This is a genomic window from Frateuria flava (genome assembly GCF_017837635.1).
Lineage (GTDB): Bacteria > Pseudomonadota > Gammaproteobacteria > Xanthomonadales > Rhodanobacteraceae > Frateuria_A > Frateuria_A flava.
The window spans coordinates 24106-45051 of the sequence record NZ_JAGJRS010000026.1; the positions used below are offsets into that span (position 1 = coordinate 24106).

Below are 20946 nucleotides of genomic sequence, written 5' to 3' on the forward strand. Positions count from 1 at the left end.
CGCATGAGAGCTTCTTCCGGCAGCATCACCCCCCAGTTGCGCGAATGGATCCTGGCGACCGCGCGCGCGGGCCACGGCGTGCCGGACGTGCTCAAGCTGCTCAAGGAGGCCGGTTATCCGCCGGCCCAATGCCGCAGCGCGGTCGCCGAGGTGCTGAAGATTCCACTGAGCTCGATCAACGCCAGCGCACCGAACGGCCGGCGCACCACCGCACCGGCCGCCCCGCGGATAACCGTCGGCGCGCGCGAGGTACGCGTGAGCACCTCGATGGAAGCACCCATCGTGCGCGTACTCGACGGGTTGCTCGACCTCGACGAATGCGCGGCGCTTATCGAAGCCGCCCGGCCGCGGCTGGACCGCGCCAGGACCGTGGCCGAGGACGGCAAGCACCAGGTCGACGAACGCCGTACCAGCGCGGGGATGTTCTTCAAGCTGGGGGAGACGCCGTTGGTGCGCGACATCGAGGCGCGCCTGGCAAAGCTGCTCGATCTGCCGGTGGAACACGGCGAAGGCCTGCAGGTGTTGCATTACCTGCCCGGCCAGGAGTACGAGCCGCATTACGACTGGTTCGATCCCACCCAGGCGGGTTACGCGGCGGTCACCGCGCGCGGCGGCCAGCGCATCGCCAGCGTGGTGATGTACCTGAACACGCCCGAGGAAGGCGGCGGCACCGCGTTTCCAAACGTCGGGCTGACGGTCACGGCCCTGGCCGGTTCGGCCGTCTATTTCGCGTACGAGGGTGGCGACACCAGCTCGCTGCACGCGGGTCTGCCGGTGATCCGCGGCGAGAAGTGGATCGCCACCAAGTGGCTGCGCGAGCGACCGCTGCGCTGACAGCCTGCCGCTCGGGATCGCCGATCCGATCGCGCCGAGCGTAGGCCGGTGGTACTCGAGTCGAGCCGGCGAACTCCAGCTCATCCGCTGGATCCGCTTCGGGAGCACGTGCTTGCGCTGCGGCGGACCTTCGATTTCGTTCGTTTCGCTTAGGGCGAACGGCGTTTCGCAAACGGCTTCGTTGTATTGCAGGAAGCGCCTCCGGATAGCCGCCCGCTAAACACCGACCACCCCTTCGCTGCATTGCAGCAGCGTTTGCCGTATCCTTTCGCGCCTCGCTTTTTTCGTTCCCTCCGAAGGATTCCCATGGGTCTGCACCACGTCCCCGCCGGCCGCAACGTGCCGGATGAAATCAACATCGTCATCGAAATCCCCAAGGATGCCGAGCCGGTCAAGTACGAAGTGGACAAGGAGAGCGACGCGATCTTCGTCGACCGCATCCTGTCCACGCCGATGCGCTACCCGTGCAATTACGGCTACGTGCCGGGCACGCTGGGAGGCGACGGGGATCCGCTGGACGCGCTGGTGATCCTTCCGCTGCCGCTGATTCCGGCCTCGGTGATCCGCTGCATTCCGGTCGGCATGCTGAAGATGTCGGACGAAGCCGGCAGCGACGAGAAGCTGGTCGTCATTCCCGCGCCGAAGATCTTCCCCGGCTACGCGCACATCAGCGACATCAAGGGTGTCTCGCCGCACTGGCTCGAGCGCATCGGCCACTTCTTCGAGCACTACAAGGACCTGGAGAAGGGCAAGTGGGTGAAGGTCGACGGCTGGGTCGGCGCCGACGAGGCCAAGGCCGAGATCCTGGCTGGCGTCGAGCGCTACAAGGCAGCCAAGTAAGCCACTCCAGACAAAAGCGCGCCGCCATCCCTGGCGGCGCGCTTTTTGTGTTGGTCGATTGACTTTCCGTAGGCGTCCGGTTGCGGGCGATGCTCTTCGCGCACCTCGGGAAAAAACACGCCCGCAAGCGGGTTCCTGCAAAGTGCGCCAGTCAATCCGGGGCCCTTCGCACGGGGCCGGCAATCTTTCAGTGCTGCCAGCCAGAGCCGGCGTTGGATGATGGCTGCGCGGCCGGCTGGGCCTGCGCCGGACGGGCCGGCTCGCCCTTTTCGCCCAGCTGCGCCAGCAGGGTCGCCATGTCCTCGGCGTGTTCCTCTTCCTGTGCCAGCACCTCTTCCATGATGCGGCGGGTCGTCGGGTCATCGCTGCCGATGTACTCGATGATCGCGCGGTAGGTGTCGATGGCGATGCGTTCGGCGATCAGGTCTTCCTTGATCATGTCGAGCAGGTCGGCGCCCTCGGCGTAGTCGGCGTGCGCGCGGCTGAGCAGACCGTCGGGATTGAAGTTCGGCTTGCCGTCGAGCTGCGTGATGCGTTCGGCGATGCGGTCGGCGTGCTCCTGTTCCTGCTGCGCATGCTCGAGGAACTCGGCCTTGACCGCCTGCGAGTGGATGCCCGAGGCCATGTAGTAGTGGTACTTGTAGCGCAGCGTGCAGACGATCTCGGTGGCCAGCGCTTCGTTGAGCAGCTTGATCACGGTCTCGCGATCGGCGGTGTAGCCCGCAGTGATCGCACCCTGGTCGATGTGCTCGCGGGCACGCTTGCGGATGGCCTCGATGTCGGTCAGGAACGGCTTGCTTGCCATGTCTGTCCCTCGGATGGTGGATATCCGCGACAGGCTAGTGGAGGGGGCGCGAAACGCTGGTGAAGCGGCGCCGCGAAGGGTGGACTTGACGCCTCAGCGCGGCAAATAGGCGCGCAGGAACATCTGCACGCCGGCGCGTGCGGTCGCCTCGATCTCCGCGGCATAGCTGTCCGGGCATTCGCAGCAGCCGAACATCTGCCGCATCATCAGGTTGCCCTTGATCAGCGTGAGAAACTGCACGCAGGCGCGCGGCACGTCGTCGATCTGCAGCTTGCCGGCGTCAACCGCCTGTTGCAGCAGGCGTTCCATCAGGCCATGCGTGCGCGTGGCGCCCTCTTCCCACATCAGCCGACCGTAGCGGGGGTTGCCCTGGCGGCAGTCGGAGAGGATCGCGCGGAAGGTACCGACCGTTTCGGCGTTGCAGTCGAGTTTTGCGTGGGTCAACGCGACGCGCAGCAGCGTCTCGGCGATGTCCTCGCGCGGATCGAAGTGGTAGGTCTCCTCCGGCAGCAGGTCCTGCACGCGGGCGCGGATCACTTCGCGGAAGAGATTGTCCTTGTCGCCGAAATGGCTGTAGACGGTCAGCTTGGACACGCCCGCCTCGGCCGCCACGGCGTCCATGCTGGTGCCGGCGAAGGCATTGCGGATGAACAGCGCCTTGGCCGCCTCCAGGATCGCCGCGCGCTTCTCCATGTCCTTGGGGCGACCGGGGCCGGCAGTCTTGGCGTGGGCGGGACAATTCATGGTGACACCTTGGGCGGGAGCAGCTTCACAAGCACGGACAAGCACTTTATTATACGGATCGGTTTACTTATTTCCAGTTTCCATGGACGCAGTCAGGCGCTGGACTGCCGATCGTCCCTGTGCGCAGTGTACCGCCATGCAGGTCCCATGCCGGTTGACGAACGTCAATGCGCATGCCCGCACTGGGGGCCACTGTCCGCGGACACCGCGCCGGGCATGACTTCCGTCAATTCGGCGCGGTGACTTCCGGCACTTCGGACACCCGCCGCCAGGCCGCACGCTAACCCTCACTGTCGCGACGGCCTCCGAACGCTTATCCTTTTGATCTTTTTGATTCTTGCGGACGTAAGACCATGGCGATGAATTTCGAACAGGCACGGCAGAACATGGTCGAGAACCAGGTGCGACCCTGGGACGTGCTCGACACGCGCGTGCTCGATGCGCTGGCGCAGGTGCGCCGCGAGGATTTCGTGGCCCCGCAACACCGCCAGCTCGCCTTCGCCGACCTGTGCCTGCCGATCGGACATGGGCAGGTGATGATGAAGCCGGTGATCGAGGGCCGCGTGCTGCAGGCGCTGGAGTTGCAGCCGACCGACCGCGTGCTGGAGATCGGCACCGGCTCGGGCTTCCTGACCGCCTGCATGGCCAAGCTGTCCGCACACGTGACCAGCGTCGACGTGCATGGCGACTTCACCGCCACCGCGCAGTCGCGCCTGGCCGCGGCCGGCATCGCCAACGCCACCCTGGTGACCGCCGACGCGGTGCAGGAGTGGCAGCCGCAGGAGACGTTCGACGCCATCGTGGTGACTGGCGCCGTGTGGCAGGTCCCGCCGCGGTTCCTGGGTTGGCTCAAGCCGGGCGGGCGCCTGCTGGCGATCCGCGGCGAGTCGCCGGTGCAGCAGGCCGTGTTGCTGACCCAGGCCGGCGCCGGCGGCTTCCGCGAGGAGTACCTGTTCGAGACCGACCTGCCGTATCTGGCTCACGCCGAGCCGCCCCGACGTTTCGTTTTCTGACTTCCTATCGATTGCATGAGGCAACCCCGATGCGCTTGAAGCTGCTGACCCTCGCCCTGGCCATGTCGGCGATCTCGCTGCCCGGTCACGGCGAGGACCTGATGGACGCCTACCGCCAAGCGCGCGCCAATGACCCGGTGCTCTCCCAGGCCGAGGCGCAGCGCCTGTCGGTGGGCGAGAACGTGACCCAGAGCCGCGCCCTGCTGCTGCCGCAGCTGTCCGGCCGCGCCACCTTCAGCCAGTCCAGCGGCGCCAACGCGCAGACCGTTACCGAGGGTGGCGCACCGATCAACGCCGGTCACCTGCGCAGCCGCGACGAGTCGCTGGAGCTGAGCCAGACCATCCTCGATCTGAGCAAGATCGCCGACCTGCATGCCGCCGAGTCGCAGGCCGATTCGCAGGGCGCGCAGTACGACGCGGCGCTGCAGGAACTGCTGGTGCGCGTGACCGCCGCCTACTTCGGCGTGCTGACCAGCCAGGACGAACTGGCGTACGCCAAGGCCAACGAGGATGCCTTCCGGCAGTCCTACGAACAGGCCGAGCAGCGCTTCAACGTGGGCTTGTCGGCCGTCACCGACGTGTACCAGGCCAAGTCGTACTACGAGCTGGCCAAGGCGCAGACGGTTGCCGCCAACAATGCGCTGAACGATGCCCGCGAAGCGCTCGCCCAGATCACCGGCAAGCCGGTCGGCGACCTCAAGCAGCTGCGCGATGACCTGCCGATGGTGCCGCCCAACCCGGCCGATCCGAACGCCTGGGTGCAGCAGGCGCAGAAGAAGAACCCGAGCGTGATCGCCCAGCAGTACAACGTCGAAGCGGCTTCCCACGCGGTGAACTCCGCCCGCGCCGGCCACCTGCCGACGATCAACGCATCGGTCAGCCGCGGCACGTCGGCCAACTGGCTGGAGAACATGCGCGGCGCTTTTGCCGACCGCAACGGCCGCTACGGCACCACGGTAGGCATCACGCTCAACGTACCGATCTTTTCCGGTTTCGCCACGCAGTCGCGCGTGCGCCAGTCGATCTACCAGCGCGATGCCGCCGAGGATTCGCTGGAAGCCCAGCGGCGCCAGGTGACCCGTGACACGCTCAACTTCTACCGCTCGGTGATCGCCGGCATCAGCCAGGTGGAGGCCAACAAGGCCTCGGTCGAATCCGGCCAGAAGGCGCTCGAAGCCACCCGCGCCGGCTTCGACGTCGGCACGCAGACGATGCTCAACGTGCTCAACGCGATCCAGACGCTGACCCAGGCCGAGAGCAGCTACTCGCAGTCGCGACATGCGCTGATCCTGGACCAGCTGCAGCTCAAGCAGGCCGCCGGCACCATCGACGTGAAGGACATCGAGGCGGTCAACTCGCTGCTTCAGTAATGTGATCGCCCTCCCCGGCCGCGCCGGGGAGGGTGATGCCTGCCGCCGGACTATTCCCCCAGCACGCGGTTGATCAGCTCCATCACCCGCGCCACGGCGCCGCGCTCGCTGTCGAACACGCGTCGTGCCTGGCAGCCCATCTGCGTACGCCGACGTTCGTCGCGCAACAGTTCGAGCACGTGGCGGCCCAGCTGATCGACGTGCTCGACGCGGTCGGCACCGCCCTCGCGGATCAGCGTGAGAGTGATCTCCTCGAAGTTGAAGGTATGCGGGCCGACCAGTACCGGTCGCGCCAACGCCGCCGGTTCAAGCACGTTGTGCCCGCCGATCGGCACCAGGCTGCCGCCGACGAAGGCCAGGTCCGCAGCCGCATAGAACGGCATCAACTCGCCCATCGCATCGATCACGAACACCTGGTGCGCACCGGGCACGCGCTCGACGCTGCGCGTGGCGACGCTGAATCCCAGGCTGCGCGCCGAGTGCTCGACCAGCTTGAAACGCTCCGGATGGCGCGGCGCGATCAGCAGCAAGGCATCGGGCAGGCGGCGCAACACGTCCAGGTGCGCTTCCAGCACTGCCAGCTCCTCGCCCTCGTGCGTGCTGGCGGCAATCCACACCGGGCGCCGTGCCCCCCATTGCGCGCGCAGGGCCGCCCCCTCGTCCACCGCACCATCGGGGACGGGCATGTCGAACTTCAGGTTGCCGCTGACCATCACTTTGGCCTGGTCCGCGCCAAGCAGCCGGTAGCGCGCCGCGTCGGTGCGCGACTGCGCCGCGATCTGCCTGACCGTGCGCAACGCCGGTCGCACCAGCGAGAGCAGCGGCCGGTAGCCGCGCATCGAGCGCTCGGACAGCCGCGCGTTGACGATCATCAGCGGAATGCCGCGACGTCGGCAGGCGAAGTAGAGATTGGGCCAGATTTCCGTCTCCACGATCAGCGCCAGTCGCGGACGCACGCGCTTCAGGAAGCGATGCACCGCAAAGGGCAGGTCGTAAGGCAGGTAGACGTGGAACACGCTGTCGCCAAACAGCTGATGCACGCGGGCCGACCCGGTCGGTGTCACCGTAGTGACCACCAGCGGCGCGTTGGGGTAGTCGTGCCTGAGCGCCTTGATCAGCGGCTCGGCCGCGTTGACCTCGCCAACCGATACCGCGTGCACCCACAGGCTGCCGGTGAACTGCGGGCGCTGGAACAAGCCGAAGCGCTCGGGCCAGCGCCGGTGGTAGTTGCCGTAGCGCGCGCCACGGATCCACAGGCGAAGCATGATCAACGGCGTCGCCAGGTACATCACGAAGGTATAGAAGTAGCGCAACGGCAGGCCTGACGGTCGGGATGGCGCGATTATAGGCGGTGCCCTGCGCGCGCTCTGCTGCGGGCCCGATGGGCGCCGCGTAATCCGGCCTCCTCAACGCTGCCGGCGGCATGGCCGCGACGGCGGGAATCGGTCGCTCTGACGAGCGAACCAGGATGGGAGAACCCGCACTCGCTGTTGAAAAGCGCCTCCTGCTCTCGCGGGGACACGTCGCCGGTGGAGACAGTCGAAGCTCTCCTCCGAAACTCCTCGATGATCGGACTCAACACTGTTCGGGCCTTCCGGAAGAGGCCGTGGTGAGCAACCAGGCTCGAGGGAGCGCCGTTGGGGCTTGGCGCGGCGCGACTGCATCGGCCCTCCCCCGAATGAATCAGGGCTTCGACGCTACAATCCCCCGGATGCCCGGCATGCCCCGCCCCTCCTTCGACCCCGCCCTGCTTGCACCGCGCCACTGGCTCGCCTGGCTGGGCGTGGGCGTGATCTGGCTGATCGCCCGCCTGCCCTACCGATGGCTGCTGGGGCTGGGCCGCACGCTCGGTGCGTTGATCCGGCACGTGCCCTCGCGCCGGCGACGGATCGCCCAGACCAACATCGCACTGTGCTTTCCCGAACTGGACGCCGGCCAGCAAGATGCGCTGGTCGAGGCGCACCTGACCGACATCGGCCTGATGCTGGTCGAGTTCGCACTCGGCTGGATGGGTTCCGACCGCGCGATCGCGCGTATCCCCACCCGCATCGAGGGCCTGGAACACCTGGAAGCGGCGCGTGCGCAAGGCCATGGCGTGCTGCTGGTGGGCGGGCATTTCTCGCACCTGGAACTCTGCGCACGCCTGATCTCGCAACGCATCCCGATCGCCGGCATGTATCGCCGGATGGACTCGGCCGTTTTCGAGTGGACCGTGCTGCGCGCGCGACTGCATTACGCGGCAGCCATGTTCGAAAAGGACGACATCCGCGGCACCGTGAAGTACCTGCGTGGCGGCGGCACGATCTGGTACGCCCCCGACCAGGACATGCGCAGCAAGGACAGCGTGTTCGTGCCGTTCTTCGGCGTGCCCGCAGCGACCATCACGGCCACCACGCACCTGGCTCGGATGGGCCAGGCCCAGGTGATCCCGTTCTTCCACCATCGCCTGCCCGAAGGCGGCTATGCCATGCGGCTGGGCGCGCCACTGCCAATGGACGGCGATGCAGCCGCCGACACGGCGCGCGTCAACACCAGCATCGAGCAGATGGTGCGCGCCGCCCCCGAGCAGTACCTGTGGGTGCACAAGCGTTTCAAGACCCGCCCGCCGGGCGCGCCGCCGGTCTATCGCTGACGCGGGTGGCGTACCGCGCCAGGCGCGTTGCGCACGCGCGATTCGTACAGCTTGGCGTACTTGAGAAACGCATAGAAGGCATGCACCCGCGCAGCGATGAAGCCTGCCCAGCCGGCGCGCCAGTGGCCGCGCAGCAGGTAGTAACGCAGGAACGCGATCGTCGGATAGGCGATCAGCCGCCAGCCCAGCCAGGCGCGCTGGCGCCGGGCGTCCTCATTCGCCTGCAGCGTGGAGTAGCGGTTGGCCTTGTCCACGCGTCCGGCAATGTCCGGTTCGCCGAAGTGGTCCAGCACGACGTCGAGCCTGTCGACCGGCCCGTCCACCTCGACCGCTTCGTGCACGCTGTGTCCGCTCATGCGCGCGCGCCCGCGATCGAAGAGCCGCACGTAATGATTCAGCCGCGCGCGCGGCGATTGCCAGCGCCAGAACACCCACTCGCGCCGCCACAATTGATAGCCCGCGCAGGCCGGCGCCTCCAGCGCGCGCTGCACGCGCGCTGCGGCATCCGGCGGAAGCGCCTCGTCCGAATCCAGCAGCAATACCCAGCGATGCCTGGCGAGGTCGATCGCGGCCTGCTTCTGCGCGCTGTAGCCAGCGAACGGCTGCTCGTGCCATTGCGCCCCGTGGCGCCGGGCAATCGCGGCAGTGGCGTCGGTCGAGCCGGAGTCAAGCACGACGATCTCTTCGGCCCATGCCACCGAACCCAGGCACGCCTCCAGCGTCTGCGCGCTGTTGTAGGTCGTCACCACGACCGACAGCGGCTCACGCATCGCGCGCGTCCATCACAGCGTCCGTCTCGACGACGTTTTCTTCCAGGAACAGCGCCGCGCACCACAATCCCAGCAGCCAGGCGAACAGCAGTCCCCACCAGGCTGAATAGAAGGCCAGGTGCGTGTTGAGCGGGAACAGCATCACCGCCAACGCCACCGTCACCGGGAACGCCCGTGCGCGCGCCGCCGGGCCCTGCCGGCGCCACGCGCGAAGCGCCAGGAAAGTTGCGCCCAGCCAGAGCACCAAACCGGCCACGCCGGTCTCGCTCAGCACTTCCAGCACCACCTGGTGCGCGTGGCAGGCTCCCTCGCCCACGCCGCAGGCTTCCTCGACCACGAAATGGTCGTTGGCCGGTGCGTAGTCAGGATAGGCATAGCGAAAGCCGCGCACGCCCACGCCGTTCCAGGGATGGTCGGCCAGCATTCGCACGCTGGCGCGCCAGATCGCCGGCCGGCCGGTGAGCGCCTCGTCCAGGCCCTGCGGTTCGTCGGCGAACACGGCCAGAGTCCGCTCCATGCGGTCCTGGAAGCGACCGGACGTGCGCCAGGCCAACGTGCCGGCGAGCCCCACCAGCACCAGGCCCAGGCCGCACCAGAGCGCGAACCGGTGCGCCGAGCCGGCCTCGCGCCAGGCAAACGCCAGCGCGACCAGGCCGTAGCAGAGCCAGCCCGCGCGCGAACCGGCCAGCAGCACCGGCCCCAGCAGCAGCAGGAACGCCAGCACCAGGCCAGTGCGCCCCCAGCGATCGCGCGCCGCCCACAGGGCGAACGGCGCGAGCACGGACAGGGTGGGGCCGAGTTTGAGGTTGTCCGCGCCAAAAATGCCCGAGACACGTTCGGCGTCGGCGTGTCCGCCCAGGCTGAAGCCGGTGAACGCCTGCACCCACGCATCGGCAACCCAGAACGCGACGACCACCGCGACCGCGAACAGGAGCGCACGCAGTCGCTCGGCGCGGCGGATCGCGAAGCAGGCATACAACCCCAGCGGCACGTAGCGCAGCAGGCCCGCGGTGGTACCCCAGCTCTTGCCGGGCGCCACCGCATCGAACGAGGACAGCAGCGCCGCACCGACATAACAGGCCAGCAGGGCCAGCAGCAGGCGCGCCCCGGCGTGCCCGCGCAGTGCTCGCGGGTGACGTACGAACAGGAGGATCGCGCCGATCAGGCACAGCAGCGTGCCCAGTTCCGAGCTGCGCCCGACCGGCAGCAGCGCGATCACCAGCCAGAACGGCAGCAGTGGCGAGCGCAGGGCGGCGGCAATCGGCTGGGTCGAGGGCATCGGCCGATTGTAGAGGACGGCGAGCTTGCCACCCGCACACCGCGCGATGCCTGGCGGGCGGGCTCGCCCACCCTGCAACCATCTCAGCCGGCGACTTCCCCGTACAACGCCAGCACCGCCTGCTGCATGTCCGACAGCCGGTAGCTCTGCAGCATCGGGATCGGCGGGGCCACCCGCAGCAACTCGGCGGCACGCTCGACCAGCTTCTGGCGGTCGCCCAGCGGCACGCGGCCGGCCGGATACAGCTCGGCCAGCAGTTCGCCGACGCCGCCGTGGGCGTAGCCGAGCACCGGACGGCACAGCGAAAGTGCCTCGACCACCGTGCGCCCGAACGATTCGGGCTTGGTCGACAATTGCAGGATCAGCGCGGACACCGCGTAGATATCGCGCACGTCGGCGCGTGGCGGCGTCAGCACGACCTGCCCGTCCATGCCACGCTCGCGGATCAGCTGGCGGAGCTCTTCCACGTAGGCTTCGCGACCCGGTTCGATCACGCCCAGCAGCAACAGGCGCGCCTCGATGCCGCGGCGCTTGAGCTCGGCCACCAGCTCGATCGCCTCGTGATGGCCCTTCAGGCGCGTGCCGCGGCCCGGCAGGGTCAGCAACGGCGCGCCGGCCAGCTGCGGGTACTCGGCGAAGAAGGCCTTCTGCCAGGCGTCGTCCGGGCGATGACCATAAGGGAAGGCGTCAGGATCGATGCCACGCGGAATCACCTTCACGCGTGCCGGGTCCAGCCACGGATAGTGGCTCAGGGCATAGTCGCGCATGGTCTGCGACACCGCGATGACGCGCTCGCCGCGCAGCAGGATCGAGCTGTAGCGACCGGGCGAATTGAGCCCGTGCACGGTAGTGACGAAATGCGGGCGCGGGTTCATGCCACGCAGCGCCCACCAGCCCAGCCAGCCGGGCAGGCGCGAACGGGCATGCACGATGTCGGGCCTGAGTTCACGCAACCGCCGGCGCAGCGCGCCGAGGCGGAACAGTGTGCGCGGCGACTTGCTGCCGATGTCCAGCGTGATGTGCTCGCTGCCCTCGGCCTCCAGTTGCGCCACCAGGCGACCGCCGGAGGAGATCACGATCGAGCGGTGCCCCGCCTCCACCAGCGCCCGGCCCACCTCAAGCGTCGAACGCTCCGCCCCGCCCGTGTGCAGCGCCGGGATCAGCTGGACGACAACCAGACGCCGGGTGGGAGTGACGACGGCAGACATGAGGGGTTGTTGGGTGGCCTTCATCCGCCTAGGCAAGCAGCGATCGTGCCGAATGCCGCCGTTCAGGAACCGCTGGGGCCGGGCGGTTCAGTCCCGCAGGACGTAATGCGCGCCGCAGTAGGGACAGACGGACTCCCCGCCATCCTCGACGATCGGCAGATAGACCTTCGGATGCGAGTTCCACAGGGACATGGCCGGCATCGGACAGGACAACGGCAGGTCGTTGCGCGTCACTTCGTAACGATTTTCGGCATTCGCCGGGACCGGCGCGGCCTCGGACAGGGGGCGCGACATGGCAGGCTCCAGGGAGAGGACTTCGAGCCGCACATGGTAGCAGGCACACGCCCCGGCCACGCGTGGGCCGCCGCCCACGGCGGCTGCACTGGACTTCGCCGCACCGTTGCCCTCAACTGTGCCCCGGTGCCGCCCGAAGGGACGGTCGGCGCCTCGAGGGGAGGACGACCGTGGATGGGCAGGCGGCCTGCAGGGCTGCGGCCCGGCCGACGGCCATCCGTCGCCGCATTCATTCGTCGCAAGGGGAAAAACCATGGATTTCGGAAAAGCCATCGCGCGTGCCAAGGCCATCCTGGCCACGCCCAGGACCGAGTGGCCGGTCGCGGCCGCCGAACCGGCCAGCATCGGCGGGCTGTACACCACCTACATCGTCTGGATCGCCGCGCTTCCGGCGATCGCCGGCTTCATCAGGAACAGCCTGATCGGCACCAGCTTCCTGGGCATGCACGTGCGCACGCCGATCGGCGCAGGCATCGGCGGCATGGTGCTGCAATACCTGCTGTCGCTGGTGGTCGCCTACGTCATGGCGCTGGTGATCAATGCCCTGGCCGGCACCTTCAACGGCCAGAAGGACATGGTGCAGGCGCTCAAGACGGTCGCCTATTCCTGGACCGCCTCCTGGGTCGCCGGCATCGCCGTGATCATCCCCTGGATCGGGTGGCTGATCGCGATCGCCGGTGCCATCTACGGCATCTACCTGCTCTACCTGGGCCTGCCCTTCACCATGAAGTGCCCACCGGAGAAGGCCGGTGGCTACACCGCGCTGTCGGTCATCATCGCCATCGTGCTCAGCTGGATCGTCGGGCTGATCGTGGCCGGCGTGATCGGCACCGCCGCCTACACCGGCGCGGCCATGACCGGCACGCACCTGGGCAACACCAGTGACAACGTCACCGTCGATCCTGACAGCGCGCTGGGCAAGCTGGCGGCCATGGGCGAGCGTGCCGAGCAGGCCAGCAAGGAACTGGAAGCGGCGCAGAAGTCCGGCGACAGCGCCGCGCAGCAGGCCGCGATGAACAAGATGATGGGCGCGGCGATGGGCAACGACAGCGACGTGCAGGCGCTGTCCACCGAGCAGGTCAAGGCGCTCCTGCCCGAGACCCTGCTCGGGCTGAAGCGCACCAGCAGCTCCGCGCAGCGCAGCAACGCGATGGGCATGCAGGTCACCGAGGCGCATGCCGAATATGGCGACGACAACGGCCGCATGGTCACGCTGGAAGTCACCGACATGGGTACCGCGAAAGGGCTGATGGCGATGGCCGGCGCGATGGCGCCGGAAGAAGAACGCAGCACCGACCACGGTTACGAGAAGACCTACACCGCCGATGGCCGCCTGACCCACGAGGCGTGGGACCATGAGTCGGGCAACGGCGAGTACAGCGTCGTGGTGGGCCAGCGCTTCACGGTCAAGGCGCAGGGTGATGCCGGCAGCATCGACGACCTGAAGGAAGCGGTGGCCAGCGTGGACCTGGACAAGCTCGAAGCGCTGCGCGAAGAAGGCGTGACGCGGCACTGACCGCAAGAACGGGGTTCAGCACAGCGCCTCGGTATCGAGGTGGCTGAAGCCCACCCTGCAAAAGCGAAGCCCGCGCCGTGACGACGCGGGCTTCGTTTTTGTCCCGCGGGGACCGCCGCCGTTACTTGCCCGCCGAACCCTCGGTCGTGATGTGCAGGGTGATCTCGTCGCTCACGTTGGGCACGTACGCCGATACGCCGAAGTCCGAGCGCTTGAGCGTGCCGGTTGCGTCGAAGCCGATCGACGGATCGCCGCTCATCGGATGCTTGCCGATCCGGTTGAGCGTGGCATCGAGCACCACCGGCTTCGTCACGCCGTGCACGGTCAGGTCGCCGGTGATGCGGAAGTGGTTCTTGCCCAGCGGCTCGACCTTCGTGCTCTTGTAGGTCACGGTCGGGTACTTGGCCGCGTCGAGGAAATCAGGCTTGGCCAGGTGCTCATCGAGCGCCGGCACGTGCGTATCCAGCCCGGTCATCGGCAGGGTCACCTGCACGCTGGCCTGCTCCGGGTGATCCGGATCGAACACCAGCGTCCCCTGCCCCAGCCCCAGCTCCGCGGTCGGGTGCGAGAAGCCGAAGTGACTCCAGCTGAACAGCACCATCGTGTGGTGCGGGTCGAGCTGGTAGGTGACCGGGGCGGCCTGGGCGAGCGCCGCGGCGCCGAACAGGCCGGCGAAAAGAACCGTTTTGAACATGCGCATGCGTGACTCCTGCGTTGGGGTGTTCAGAGGATGCGGCAGGCTTCGTCGAACGCGAAGCGATCCTCGCGCGGACGCAGCACGGCAGGGTTGCCGTAGCCGATGTTGATCAGGAAGTTGGAGCGGACCTGCGTGCCGGCGAAGAACGTCTCGTCCACCAGCGCGTTCCTGAAACCGGACATCGGGCCGCAATCGAGCCCGATCGCGCGGGCGGCCATGATCAGGTAGGCGCCCTGCAGGCTGGAGTTGCGGAAGGCGGTCGCCTCGATCGCGGCCGGCTTGCCGGCGAACCAGCCGGTCGCGTCGGGCGATTCCTTGTAGAGCCGCGGCAGGTGTTCGTAGAAGGCGTGATCGGCCGCCACGATCACGGTGACCGGCGCGGCCATGGTCTGGTCGCGGTTGCCCGGATCCAGCGCCGGCTCGAGCTTCGCCTTGGCCTCCGGCGAGCGAACGAACACGAAGCGCGCGGGCGAGGCGTTGGCGCTGGTCGGCGCGAGCTTGGCGAGATCGTAGATCGCGTGCAGCTGTGCGTCGGTGACCGGCTTGTCCAGCCACGCATCGGCCGAGCGGCGATAGGTACGCGCGGTGCGGAACAACTGGTCGAGGGCGGCCTCGGAAAGCACTTCGCTCATGGGTATCCTTTGCTTCATGGCGCGCCGTCCGGCGCGGGCGATCTTCAAGTGTAAGCCCTGCGGCACGATTGGTCGGGTGAGGAACGGGGAACCCAGCGTGCAGAATCCGTCAACAATCGGCCCGGTCGCCGCCCCCATGAGCGGGCTGCGCGAGGAGTGCTGGGCGATCACCGACACCGCCGCCGGCAATCAGCGCCAGGCCCTGGCGCTGGCCGAGCGGCTCGGTCTGCCGGTGCGCCCGCTGGTGCTGGAGCCGCGCGGGCCTTGGGCGTGGCTGGCGCCGCGCCTGACGCTGGGCGCCGCTGTCGCGCTGCCGCCCGATGAGCGCGCGCGGTTCGGGCCTCCCTGGCCGCGCGTCGCGGTCGGCTGCGGGCGCGCCGCGGCATTGTTCACGCGTCTGCTGCGCCCATGGTCCGGCGGCCGTTGCCAGGCCGTGCAGATTCTCGATCCGCGCGTCGCCGCGACGCATTGGGACATCGTCGTCGCGCCGCGCCATGACGGCCTGACCGGCCCCAACGTGCTCACGCCACTGGGCTCGCTCAACCCCATCGACGACGAATGGCTGGCCGATGCACGCGACGCCTGGCCGCATCTGGCCGACCTGCCGGCGCCACGCATCGGCGTACTGCTCGGCGGCCCGCGCCGCGGCATTGCGCTCGATCACGCCTGGGCGCGTGCCTTCATCGACGGCCTGCGTGCCCTGCATGAGCGCGACGGCGGCAGCCTGCTGGTGCTTGCTTCGCGGCGCACGCCGCCCGCGCTGGCGGCGGCGCTGCGAGATGCGTTCGGCCACCTTCCCGGTCTGCACTGGCAAGGAGAAGCGGATGGTCCGAATCCCTATCCTGGCGTCATGGCCTGGGCCGACCGCCTGGTGGTCACACCCGACTCGGTCAACATGCTCTCCGAGGCCTGCGCCGTCGGCTGCTCCGTGCACACCCTCGCGCCCGCGCCACTGCCGGAGAAGCTCGCCCATTTCCATCGCGCACTGCGCGAGGGCGGGCTGCTGCACGATCTCCAGGTCGACGCGCCCGCACGTCAGCCGCCGTTGCGCGAGACAGAACGCATCGCCGCAAGGGTTCGCCGACAATTCGGGTTGCGCTGAGCCACATCGCGGCGAGCCCACCCCGACCACCCTGGCGCGCCCTGACTGGCGTCCAGTCCCGAGGGAGAGACTCGACCCATCACGCGGGCGTCCTTCCCGCGCATGCGGGAGGCGCTTTTCAACCGCGTAGGCTGGTCAACTTTTTGGCTTCGGCTGCCCGGCGCCAGATGGATTCCACCTTTGGGGGAATAACGTCCGGAAACCGGAAAGTCCCGGATCAGCCGAAATCGAACCCCAAGGCCTTCGTTACCGCGCGAACCTCCGCGCACATCGTTTCGAGCGAAGGCTCACGCGGCGCGATGCGCGAGCGCAAATCCAGCGTGCAGGTCAGCGCCCGCTGCAACAGATCTCCATGCACGCGCGCAAGCGTTTGCGCCTGCACCTCGTTGAGCAGCCCGACGCGCCAGCATGCGTCGATCATCGACGCGTTCGCGGTGTTGCCCAGCAGTTGCGGATACATCGCGGCGTGAGCAAGCACCAATCCCTGCAGCGCGAACTCGATGTCGAGCAGTGCGCCATGCCCCTGCTTCAGATCCAGCCGCGCCTCGTCCGAACGATCCCGCTCCGTCCGCCAGCGTTGACGCATCTGGCTGACGTCGGCGAGCACCGCGTCCCGCTCGCGGGAGACCGCCAACACCTCGCGCCTTACTTCGCCCAGGGCTTGTCCCAGGATCGCGTCACCGGCCACCGCCCGCGCGCGCAACAAGGCTTGATGCTCCCAGGTCCAAGCCCGGCTGCGCTGGTAGGCGTCGAACGCCTCCAGGCTGCTCACCAGCAGGCCCTTCGAGCCGTCCGGGCGCAGCCGCGTGTCCACCTCGTAGAGGCGCCCCGCGCGGGTCAGCAGCGAAAGCCAGTTCATCACCCGCTGGGCCAGGCGCTGGTACCAGCGTGCGCCATCGATCGGGCGCGCACCGTCGCTGGTGAGCGGGGCGCGCGCACCGTCGAACACAAATACCAGGTCCAGGTCCGAGGCGAATCCCAGTTCCTCGCCACCCAGGCTGCCGTAGCCGAGCACGGCGAAGCCCGAACCTTCCCCGGGCAGCCGTCCGTGCTGCGCGGCGAGTTCACGCTCGGCCAGGGCGGTGACCGCTTCGACGACCGAGGCGGCCAGCGCCGCCAGGCGTCGCGAGGTGGCCACGGCGTCGGCACGGCCGTCGTTGAAGGCCAGGCCGAGGCGGAAGGCGATGCTCGCCTTGAACTCGTTGATGCGCTCGAGCTCCGCCTCCGCCTCGCGCTCGTCCAGCGTGCCGAGCACACGGCTGATCTCGGCGCTGATGTCGGCACGCTTGAGCGGCAGTTGATCGATCCGCGGATCGAGCACGTCGTCGAGCAGCAGGGGCTGGGCGATCACCCGTTCGGCAAGGAAGGCGCTGTCGGCGAACAGCCGCGCCAGGCGAGTGCGCGCGGCGGGCTGTTCCTGGAGCAGCGCGAGGTAGGCCGAGCGGCGCGCCACCGCCTGCACCAGCCGGCACAGGCGCAGAAGGCACGGCAGCGGCGCGGTGCTGGCGCGCGCTGCGCCGATCAGGTGCGGCATCAGGTGATCGAGCCGCTCGCGCGAGCGCGGCGACATCGCGCGCACCGAGGCCGCCTGAGGCAATTTGGCCAGCGCCTCGGCCGCATCGATGCCGGGCACGAAGCCGGCCGCCTCCAGCGCGCCGGGCTCGGGCGTACCGTGGCAGGCCTGCTGCCACAGCGTGGTATCGGCGACCGCCACCTGCGCGGTGCGCCCGCCGGCGGGCATCAGCACGCTGGCGAAGTCTTCGCTGACGATCGCGCGGTGATGCGCCAGTTCGGCCTCCAGCGAGGCCCAGTCACCGTGGCCCAGGCCGCGGGCCAGCCGCTCGCGGCTCAACGCATCCTCGGGCAGGTCATGGGTCTGCGCGTCGCGCAGCATCTGCACGCGGTTTTCGACGCGGCGCAGGCAGCGGTAGGCCTCGCGCAACGCCCTGGCGCGCGCCGCGCCGATGTGCCCGCGCGCCTCGCAGGCGGCCAGCGCCGGCAACAGGCCGCGTACGCGCAGGGACGGCTCGCGCCCGCCGCGGATCAGCTGCTCCAGCTGCACGATGAACTCGATCTCGCGGATGCCGCCGGGGCCAAGCTTGAGGTTGTCGGCCAGGTCCTTGCGCGCGACCTCGGCGTCGATCAGCGCCTTCATCTCGCGCAGGCCGGCGAAGGCGGTGTAGTCGAGATACTTGCGGTAGACGAACGGCCGCAGGAGGTCCTGCAGTTGCTTGCCGGCGGCGCGGTCGCCGGCCACCGGGCGCGCCTTGATCCAGGCGTAGCGCTCCCAGTCGCGACCCTCGCTCTGGTAGTACTGCTCCATCGCCGCGAAGGAAAGCGCCAGCCGCCCGGCGTTGCCGAAGGGGCGCAGGCGCAGGTCCACCCGCGCGCAGATGCCGTCGTCGGTCGGCTCGTTGAGCAGACGCACCAGCTGACGGCCCAGCCGCACGAAGTACTCGCTGTTATCCAGCGAACGCGCACCGTCGCTCTGGCCGGCCTGCGGGTAGGCGAGTACCAGGTCGATGTCGGAAGAGAAGTTGAGTTCGGCCCCGCCGAGCTTGCCGAAGCCGATCACCACCAGCCGCTGCAGCGCGCCGCCGTCGCTGCGCGCGTGGCCGTAGCGCGCCGCCAGCGCGCGCTCGGACCAGCCCAGCGCCGCGCCCAGCAGCGCCTCATACAGTACGCTGGTCGCCGAGAGCGTCTCGGCCAGGTCGTCCAGCCCGTTGACGTCGCGGAACACCAGCCGCAACGCCTCGGCATGACGGAACCGGCGCAGCGCGGCCAGCGTGGCGATCTCGTCCTCGGGCAGGGCCAGCGCGCCGATGCGGGTGCCGGCATCGCCGGCGGCGCGCAGGCGGTCCAGGCCGGCCGGGGCCAGCAGCTGCGGCTGCCGGCGCCAGACCTCGAAGGCGAAATCGCTCGCCGCCAGCGTGCGCCGGATGCGCTCGGCCACGCCGGCATCATCGTGCAGCGCCACGCCGGCGGCGCGGCAGCGGGCGGCCAGTTCGGCGTAGCGGTCGTCGATCAGCGCGCGCAGCGCGGAGCTTTCGGGGGCGCTCATCCGGCCATTGTGCCGCAGCCGGGCACGCATGAACCGCCAGCAACCGCCCGCCACGGGCGAACATCGGGTTCATTGCGGCACGATTACAGTCACCTTCTCTCCACGTAGCGTCAGCGGACTCTGCCTGCCATGTTCCTTCCCGACCACTCCACCACGCACTGGCGCCCGCTTGCTTCGCGCGTCCTGGCCGTGGTGCTGATGAGCCTGGCCTTCGTGCTGCTGACCGGCCTGATGGATGGCGGCGTGGGCGTGGGTCCGCTGCGCCTCTTCATCCAGCCGAGCTACCCCCTGGCCAACGCCCTGCCCGGGCTGCTGGCGGCGTGGGCGCTGTTGGCCTTCACCCGGCGGCTGGTGTTCTCGTTCGGGCTGGTGTTCCTGTTCGAAGCACTGCTCTACCAGATCAATGCGTTAAAGGTGGCCAACCTGGGCAACCCGCTGATGCCGGCCGATTTCCTGATGGTCGACCAGCTCAGCAAGGGTGGCGCGCACCTGCTGGTGGGCTACCTGCCGCACAGCCCATGGCCGTACCTGGGCCTGCTCGCCGGGATCGCCCTGATCGTGGCGATGTGGCGGCTGGAGCCGCCGCTGTTCCCGCGGCGCAATTACGGCAAGCGCCTGCTCGGCGGTGCCGTCGCGGTGGTGCTGCTGGGCAGCCTGCTCGGCGGGGTGGCGGCGTGGGGCAAGCTCTACAACCAGCGCGTGCTGTGGCTGGAACCGTGGTCGCCCACCGTGACCGCCAACCACTCCGGCCTGGTCAGCTCGCTGCTGCTGTTCCACCAGCAGTACGGCCACGGCGGGCACAAGGCCGACCCGGGCGCCGCCAAGGCGCTGATCGCGCAGACCCGCCAGGCGCTGGAGGCACGACTGTCCGCTGCATCGTCGAGTGGCGAACGACCGGACATCGTGGTGGTGCAGAGCGAGTCGTTCTTCGACCCGAGCATCATGCGCGGCTACGAGGACAGCCACTTCACGCCCAACCTGCACCGACTGGAGAAGCGCGGCACCAGCGGACCGCTGCACGTACCGACCTTCGGCGGCGGCACCATCCGCACCGAATTCGAGGTGCTCACCGGCCTGTCGCTGCGCTACTTCGACGAGCTGCAGTTCCCCTACCTCACGCTCGACCAGAAGGTGGTGCCCAGCCTGGTGCGCACGCTGCGCGCGCACGGCTACAGCACCACCGCGATCCACGGCAACGATCCGGCGTTCTGGAACCGCGCCGCGGCCTTTCGCAAGATCGGCTTCGACCAGTTCCTCTCGCAGTCCTCGTTCCCGAAGGACTCGCCCAACGACGGCAAGTACATGGCCGACAGCGCGATGACCGACGAGATCATGCGCCAGCTCAAGGACAATGGCCCGCCGCAGTTCCTGTTCGCGATCAGCATCGAGGCGCACGGCCCCTACGATGTGCCGCCGGCGGACGTGGCCGCGCGCGACGCCATCCCGGTTCCGCCTGGCATCAGCGGCCGCGACAAGCAGGAACTGCAGACCTACCTCTACCACGCCGAACACGCCGACGCGGAACTGGGCCGGTTGGCCAGACTGCTGGCCAAGCGGGATCGCCCGACCTTGCTGCTGTTCTACGGCGACCACCTGCCGGCGCTGACCAACAGCTACAACGTCACCGGCTTCGTCGACGGTGGCGACATGCTGAGCGAGCCGGGCGTATGGCTGCTGCTCGACCCGCGCAACGCGGCGCCAGCCAAACGCGAGAGCCTGGCTGCCTGGATGCTGCCGGGCAAGCTGCTGGATGCGGCGGGCATCCACGGCGACCCCTACTTCGCGCTGACCCAGGTGCTGGCACCGCAGCTGGCCGAGCTGACCCGCGCACCCGGCGCGCCGCAGCCGGAAATGACCGCCGAGCAGAAGGTGATCGACCGCGACATGGCCAGCGTCGCGATGCTGCGGCTGAAGGGCAGGCTCGATGCGCTGCTGCCGCCGCAACTGGCCGCCGCGAGCCCAACGTCGCCGCGCGCGCAGCCGCCGGCGCGGTCAGGCGCCTATGGCGCGCACCCGTGACGGCGGCGTCTGCTTCATCCGGCATGGACAGGTGAGCATTCAGCCATCTGTCCGCTCGCTTAAGCGGACGCGGGCATATTCAGAATGAAGTCGGGAACGCACACCTAGGGTCGTCGCTGCCGCGGGACAT

At 68.7% G+C, this 20946-nt stretch carries 18 protein-coding genes; 8 read left to right on the forward strand and 10 right to left on the reverse strand.

Translation table 11 applies throughout. The features are described 5' to 3' along the window. Positions 1-3: 3 nt before the first annotated feature. A complete protein-coding gene (locus J7I44_RS13315; RefSeq protein WP_209621725.1) occupies positions 4-834 on the forward strand; it encodes a 2OG-Fe(II) oxygenase in 831 nt (276 codons plus the stop codon). Positions 835-1140: 306 nt separating this feature from the next. Beyond that, the gene (gene ppa, locus J7I44_RS13320; protein WP_209621728.1) at positions 1141-1674 is read left to right on the forward strand and encodes an inorganic diphosphatase; all 534 of its coding nucleotides are present in this window, start codon (positions 1141-1143) and stop codon (positions 1672-1674) included. Between the two features lie 187 nt (positions 1675-1861). Here the strand turns inward: ppa and J7I44_RS13325 are convergent, their stop codons facing one another. Both J7I44_RS13325 and J7I44_RS13330 read right to left on the reverse strand, forming a co-directional pair. Further along, entirely contained in the window at positions 1862-2479 is a 618-nt protein-coding gene (locus J7I44_RS13325; RefSeq protein WP_209621731.1) for a ferritin-like domain-containing protein, read from the reverse strand. A 93-nt stretch (positions 2480-2572) separates the two neighbouring features. Next, positions 2573-3223: a TetR/AcrR family transcriptional regulator gene (locus J7I44_RS13330; RefSeq protein ID WP_209621733.1), complete on the reverse strand. Its 651-nt coding sequence runs from the start codon at positions 3221-3223 to the stop codon at positions 2573-2575. Between the two features lie 353 nt (positions 3224-3576). Between J7I44_RS13330 and J7I44_RS13335 the strand changes: the two genes are divergently transcribed. Then, positions 3577-4236, forward strand: coding sequence for a protein-L-isoaspartate O-methyltransferase family protein (locus J7I44_RS13335; protein ID WP_209621736.1), 660 nt, complete (start codon positions 3577-3579; stop codon positions 4234-4236). 29 nt (positions 4237-4265) lie between these two features. After that, on the forward strand, positions 4266-5606 hold the full coding sequence (locus tag J7I44_RS13340; RefSeq protein WP_209621738.1) for a TolC family outer membrane protein: 1341 nt from the start codon (positions 4266-4268) through the stop codon (positions 5604-5606). Positions 5607-5656: 50 nt separating this feature from the next. Here the strand turns inward: J7I44_RS13340 and waaA are convergent, their stop codons facing one another. Further along, on the reverse strand, positions 5657-6919 hold the full coding sequence (gene waaA / locus J7I44_RS13345) for a lipid IV(A) 3-deoxy-D-manno-octulosonic acid transferase (protein WP_209621740.1): 1263 nt from the start codon (positions 6917-6919) through the stop codon (positions 5657-5659). A gap of 407 nt (positions 6920-7326) precedes the next feature. Between waaA and lpxL the strand changes: the two genes are divergently transcribed. After that, entirely contained in the window at positions 7327-8238 is a 912-nt protein-coding gene (lpxL, locus tag J7I44_RS13350; RefSeq protein WP_209621742.1) for an LpxL/LpxP family Kdo(2)-lipid IV(A) lauroyl/palmitoleoyl acyltransferase, read from the forward strand. Here lpxL and J7I44_RS13355 read toward each other — a convergent pair. The 4 genes from J7I44_RS13355 to J7I44_RS13370 all read right to left on the reverse strand — a co-directional run bounded on the left by J7I44_RS13355 (position 8229) and on the right by J7I44_RS13370 (position 11789). Further along, positions 8229-9008 (reverse strand): glycosyltransferase family 2 protein, encoded by a 780-nt coding sequence (locus J7I44_RS13355; protein WP_209621744.1) that lies wholly within the window; start codon positions 9006-9008, stop codon positions 8229-8231. The two genes, lpxL and J7I44_RS13355, sit on opposite strands and share 10 nt — an antisense overlap. Then, positions 9001-10287 carry an O-antigen ligase family protein gene (locus J7I44_RS13360; RefSeq protein ID WP_209621745.1) on the reverse strand — a complete coding sequence of 429 codons (1287 nt, stop codon included), beginning with the start codon at positions 10285-10287 and terminating at the stop codon, positions 9001-9003. Before J7I44_RS13360 ends, J7I44_RS13355 begins: the two co-directional genes overlap by 8 nt. An 83-nt stretch (positions 10288-10370) precedes the next feature. Continuing rightward, complete coding sequence (locus J7I44_RS13365; RefSeq protein WP_209621748.1) at positions 10371-11495, reverse strand: glycosyltransferase; 1125 nt, start codon at positions 11493-11495, stop codon at positions 10371-10373. A gap of 87 nt (positions 11496-11582) precedes the next feature. Beyond that, positions 11583-11789: a zinc-finger domain-containing protein gene (locus J7I44_RS13370; RefSeq protein WP_209621752.1), complete on the reverse strand. Its 207-nt coding sequence runs from the start codon at positions 11787-11789 to the stop codon at positions 11583-11585. A 253-nt stretch (positions 11790-12042) separates the two neighbouring features. Here J7I44_RS13370 and J7I44_RS13375 point away from each other — a divergent pair, with 253 nt between their 5' ends. Beyond that, positions 12043-13305 (forward strand): Yip1 family protein, encoded by a 1263-nt coding sequence (locus tag J7I44_RS13375; protein ID WP_209621754.1) that lies wholly within the window; start codon positions 12043-12045, stop codon positions 13303-13305. 121 nt (positions 13306-13426) lie between these two features. Here J7I44_RS13375 and J7I44_RS13380 read toward each other — a convergent pair whose 3' ends face one another. Together J7I44_RS13380 and J7I44_RS13385 are read right to left on the reverse strand one after the other, a co-directional pair. Continuing rightward, complete coding sequence (locus J7I44_RS13380; RefSeq protein ID WP_209621757.1) at positions 13427-14005, reverse strand: YceI family protein; 579 nt, start codon at positions 14003-14005, stop codon at positions 13427-13429. Positions 14006-14028: 23 nt separating this feature from the next. Then, a complete protein-coding gene (locus tag J7I44_RS13385; protein WP_209621759.1) occupies positions 14029-14634 on the reverse strand; it encodes a malonic semialdehyde reductase in 606 nt (201 codons plus the stop codon). Positions 14635-14770: 136 nt separating this feature from the next. Between J7I44_RS13385 and J7I44_RS13390 the strand changes: the two genes are divergently transcribed. Continuing rightward, positions 14771-15736, forward strand: a complete 966-nt coding sequence (locus J7I44_RS13390) for a mitochondrial fission ELM1 family protein (RefSeq protein WP_209621764.1) — start codon at positions 14771-14773, stop codon at positions 15734-15736. 217 nt (positions 15737-15953) lie between these two features. On the opposite strand, the gene glnE is transcribed toward J7I44_RS13390, so the two are convergent. Beyond that, positions 15954-18797, reverse strand: a complete 2844-nt coding sequence (gene glnE / locus J7I44_RS13395) for a bifunctional [glutamate--ammonia ligase]-adenylyl-L-tyrosine phosphorylase/[glutamate--ammonia-ligase] adenylyltransferase (protein WP_209621766.1) — start codon at positions 18795-18797, stop codon at positions 15954-15956. Between the two features lie 129 nt (positions 18798-18926). Here glnE and J7I44_RS13400 point away from each other — a divergent pair, with 129 nt between their 5' ends. Continuing rightward, positions 18927-20816 carry an LTA synthase family protein gene (locus tag J7I44_RS13400; protein WP_209621769.1) on the forward strand — a complete coding sequence of 630 codons (1890 nt, stop codon included), beginning with the start codon at positions 18927-18929 and terminating at the stop codon, positions 20814-20816. Positions 20817-20946: the final 130 nt, after the last annotated feature.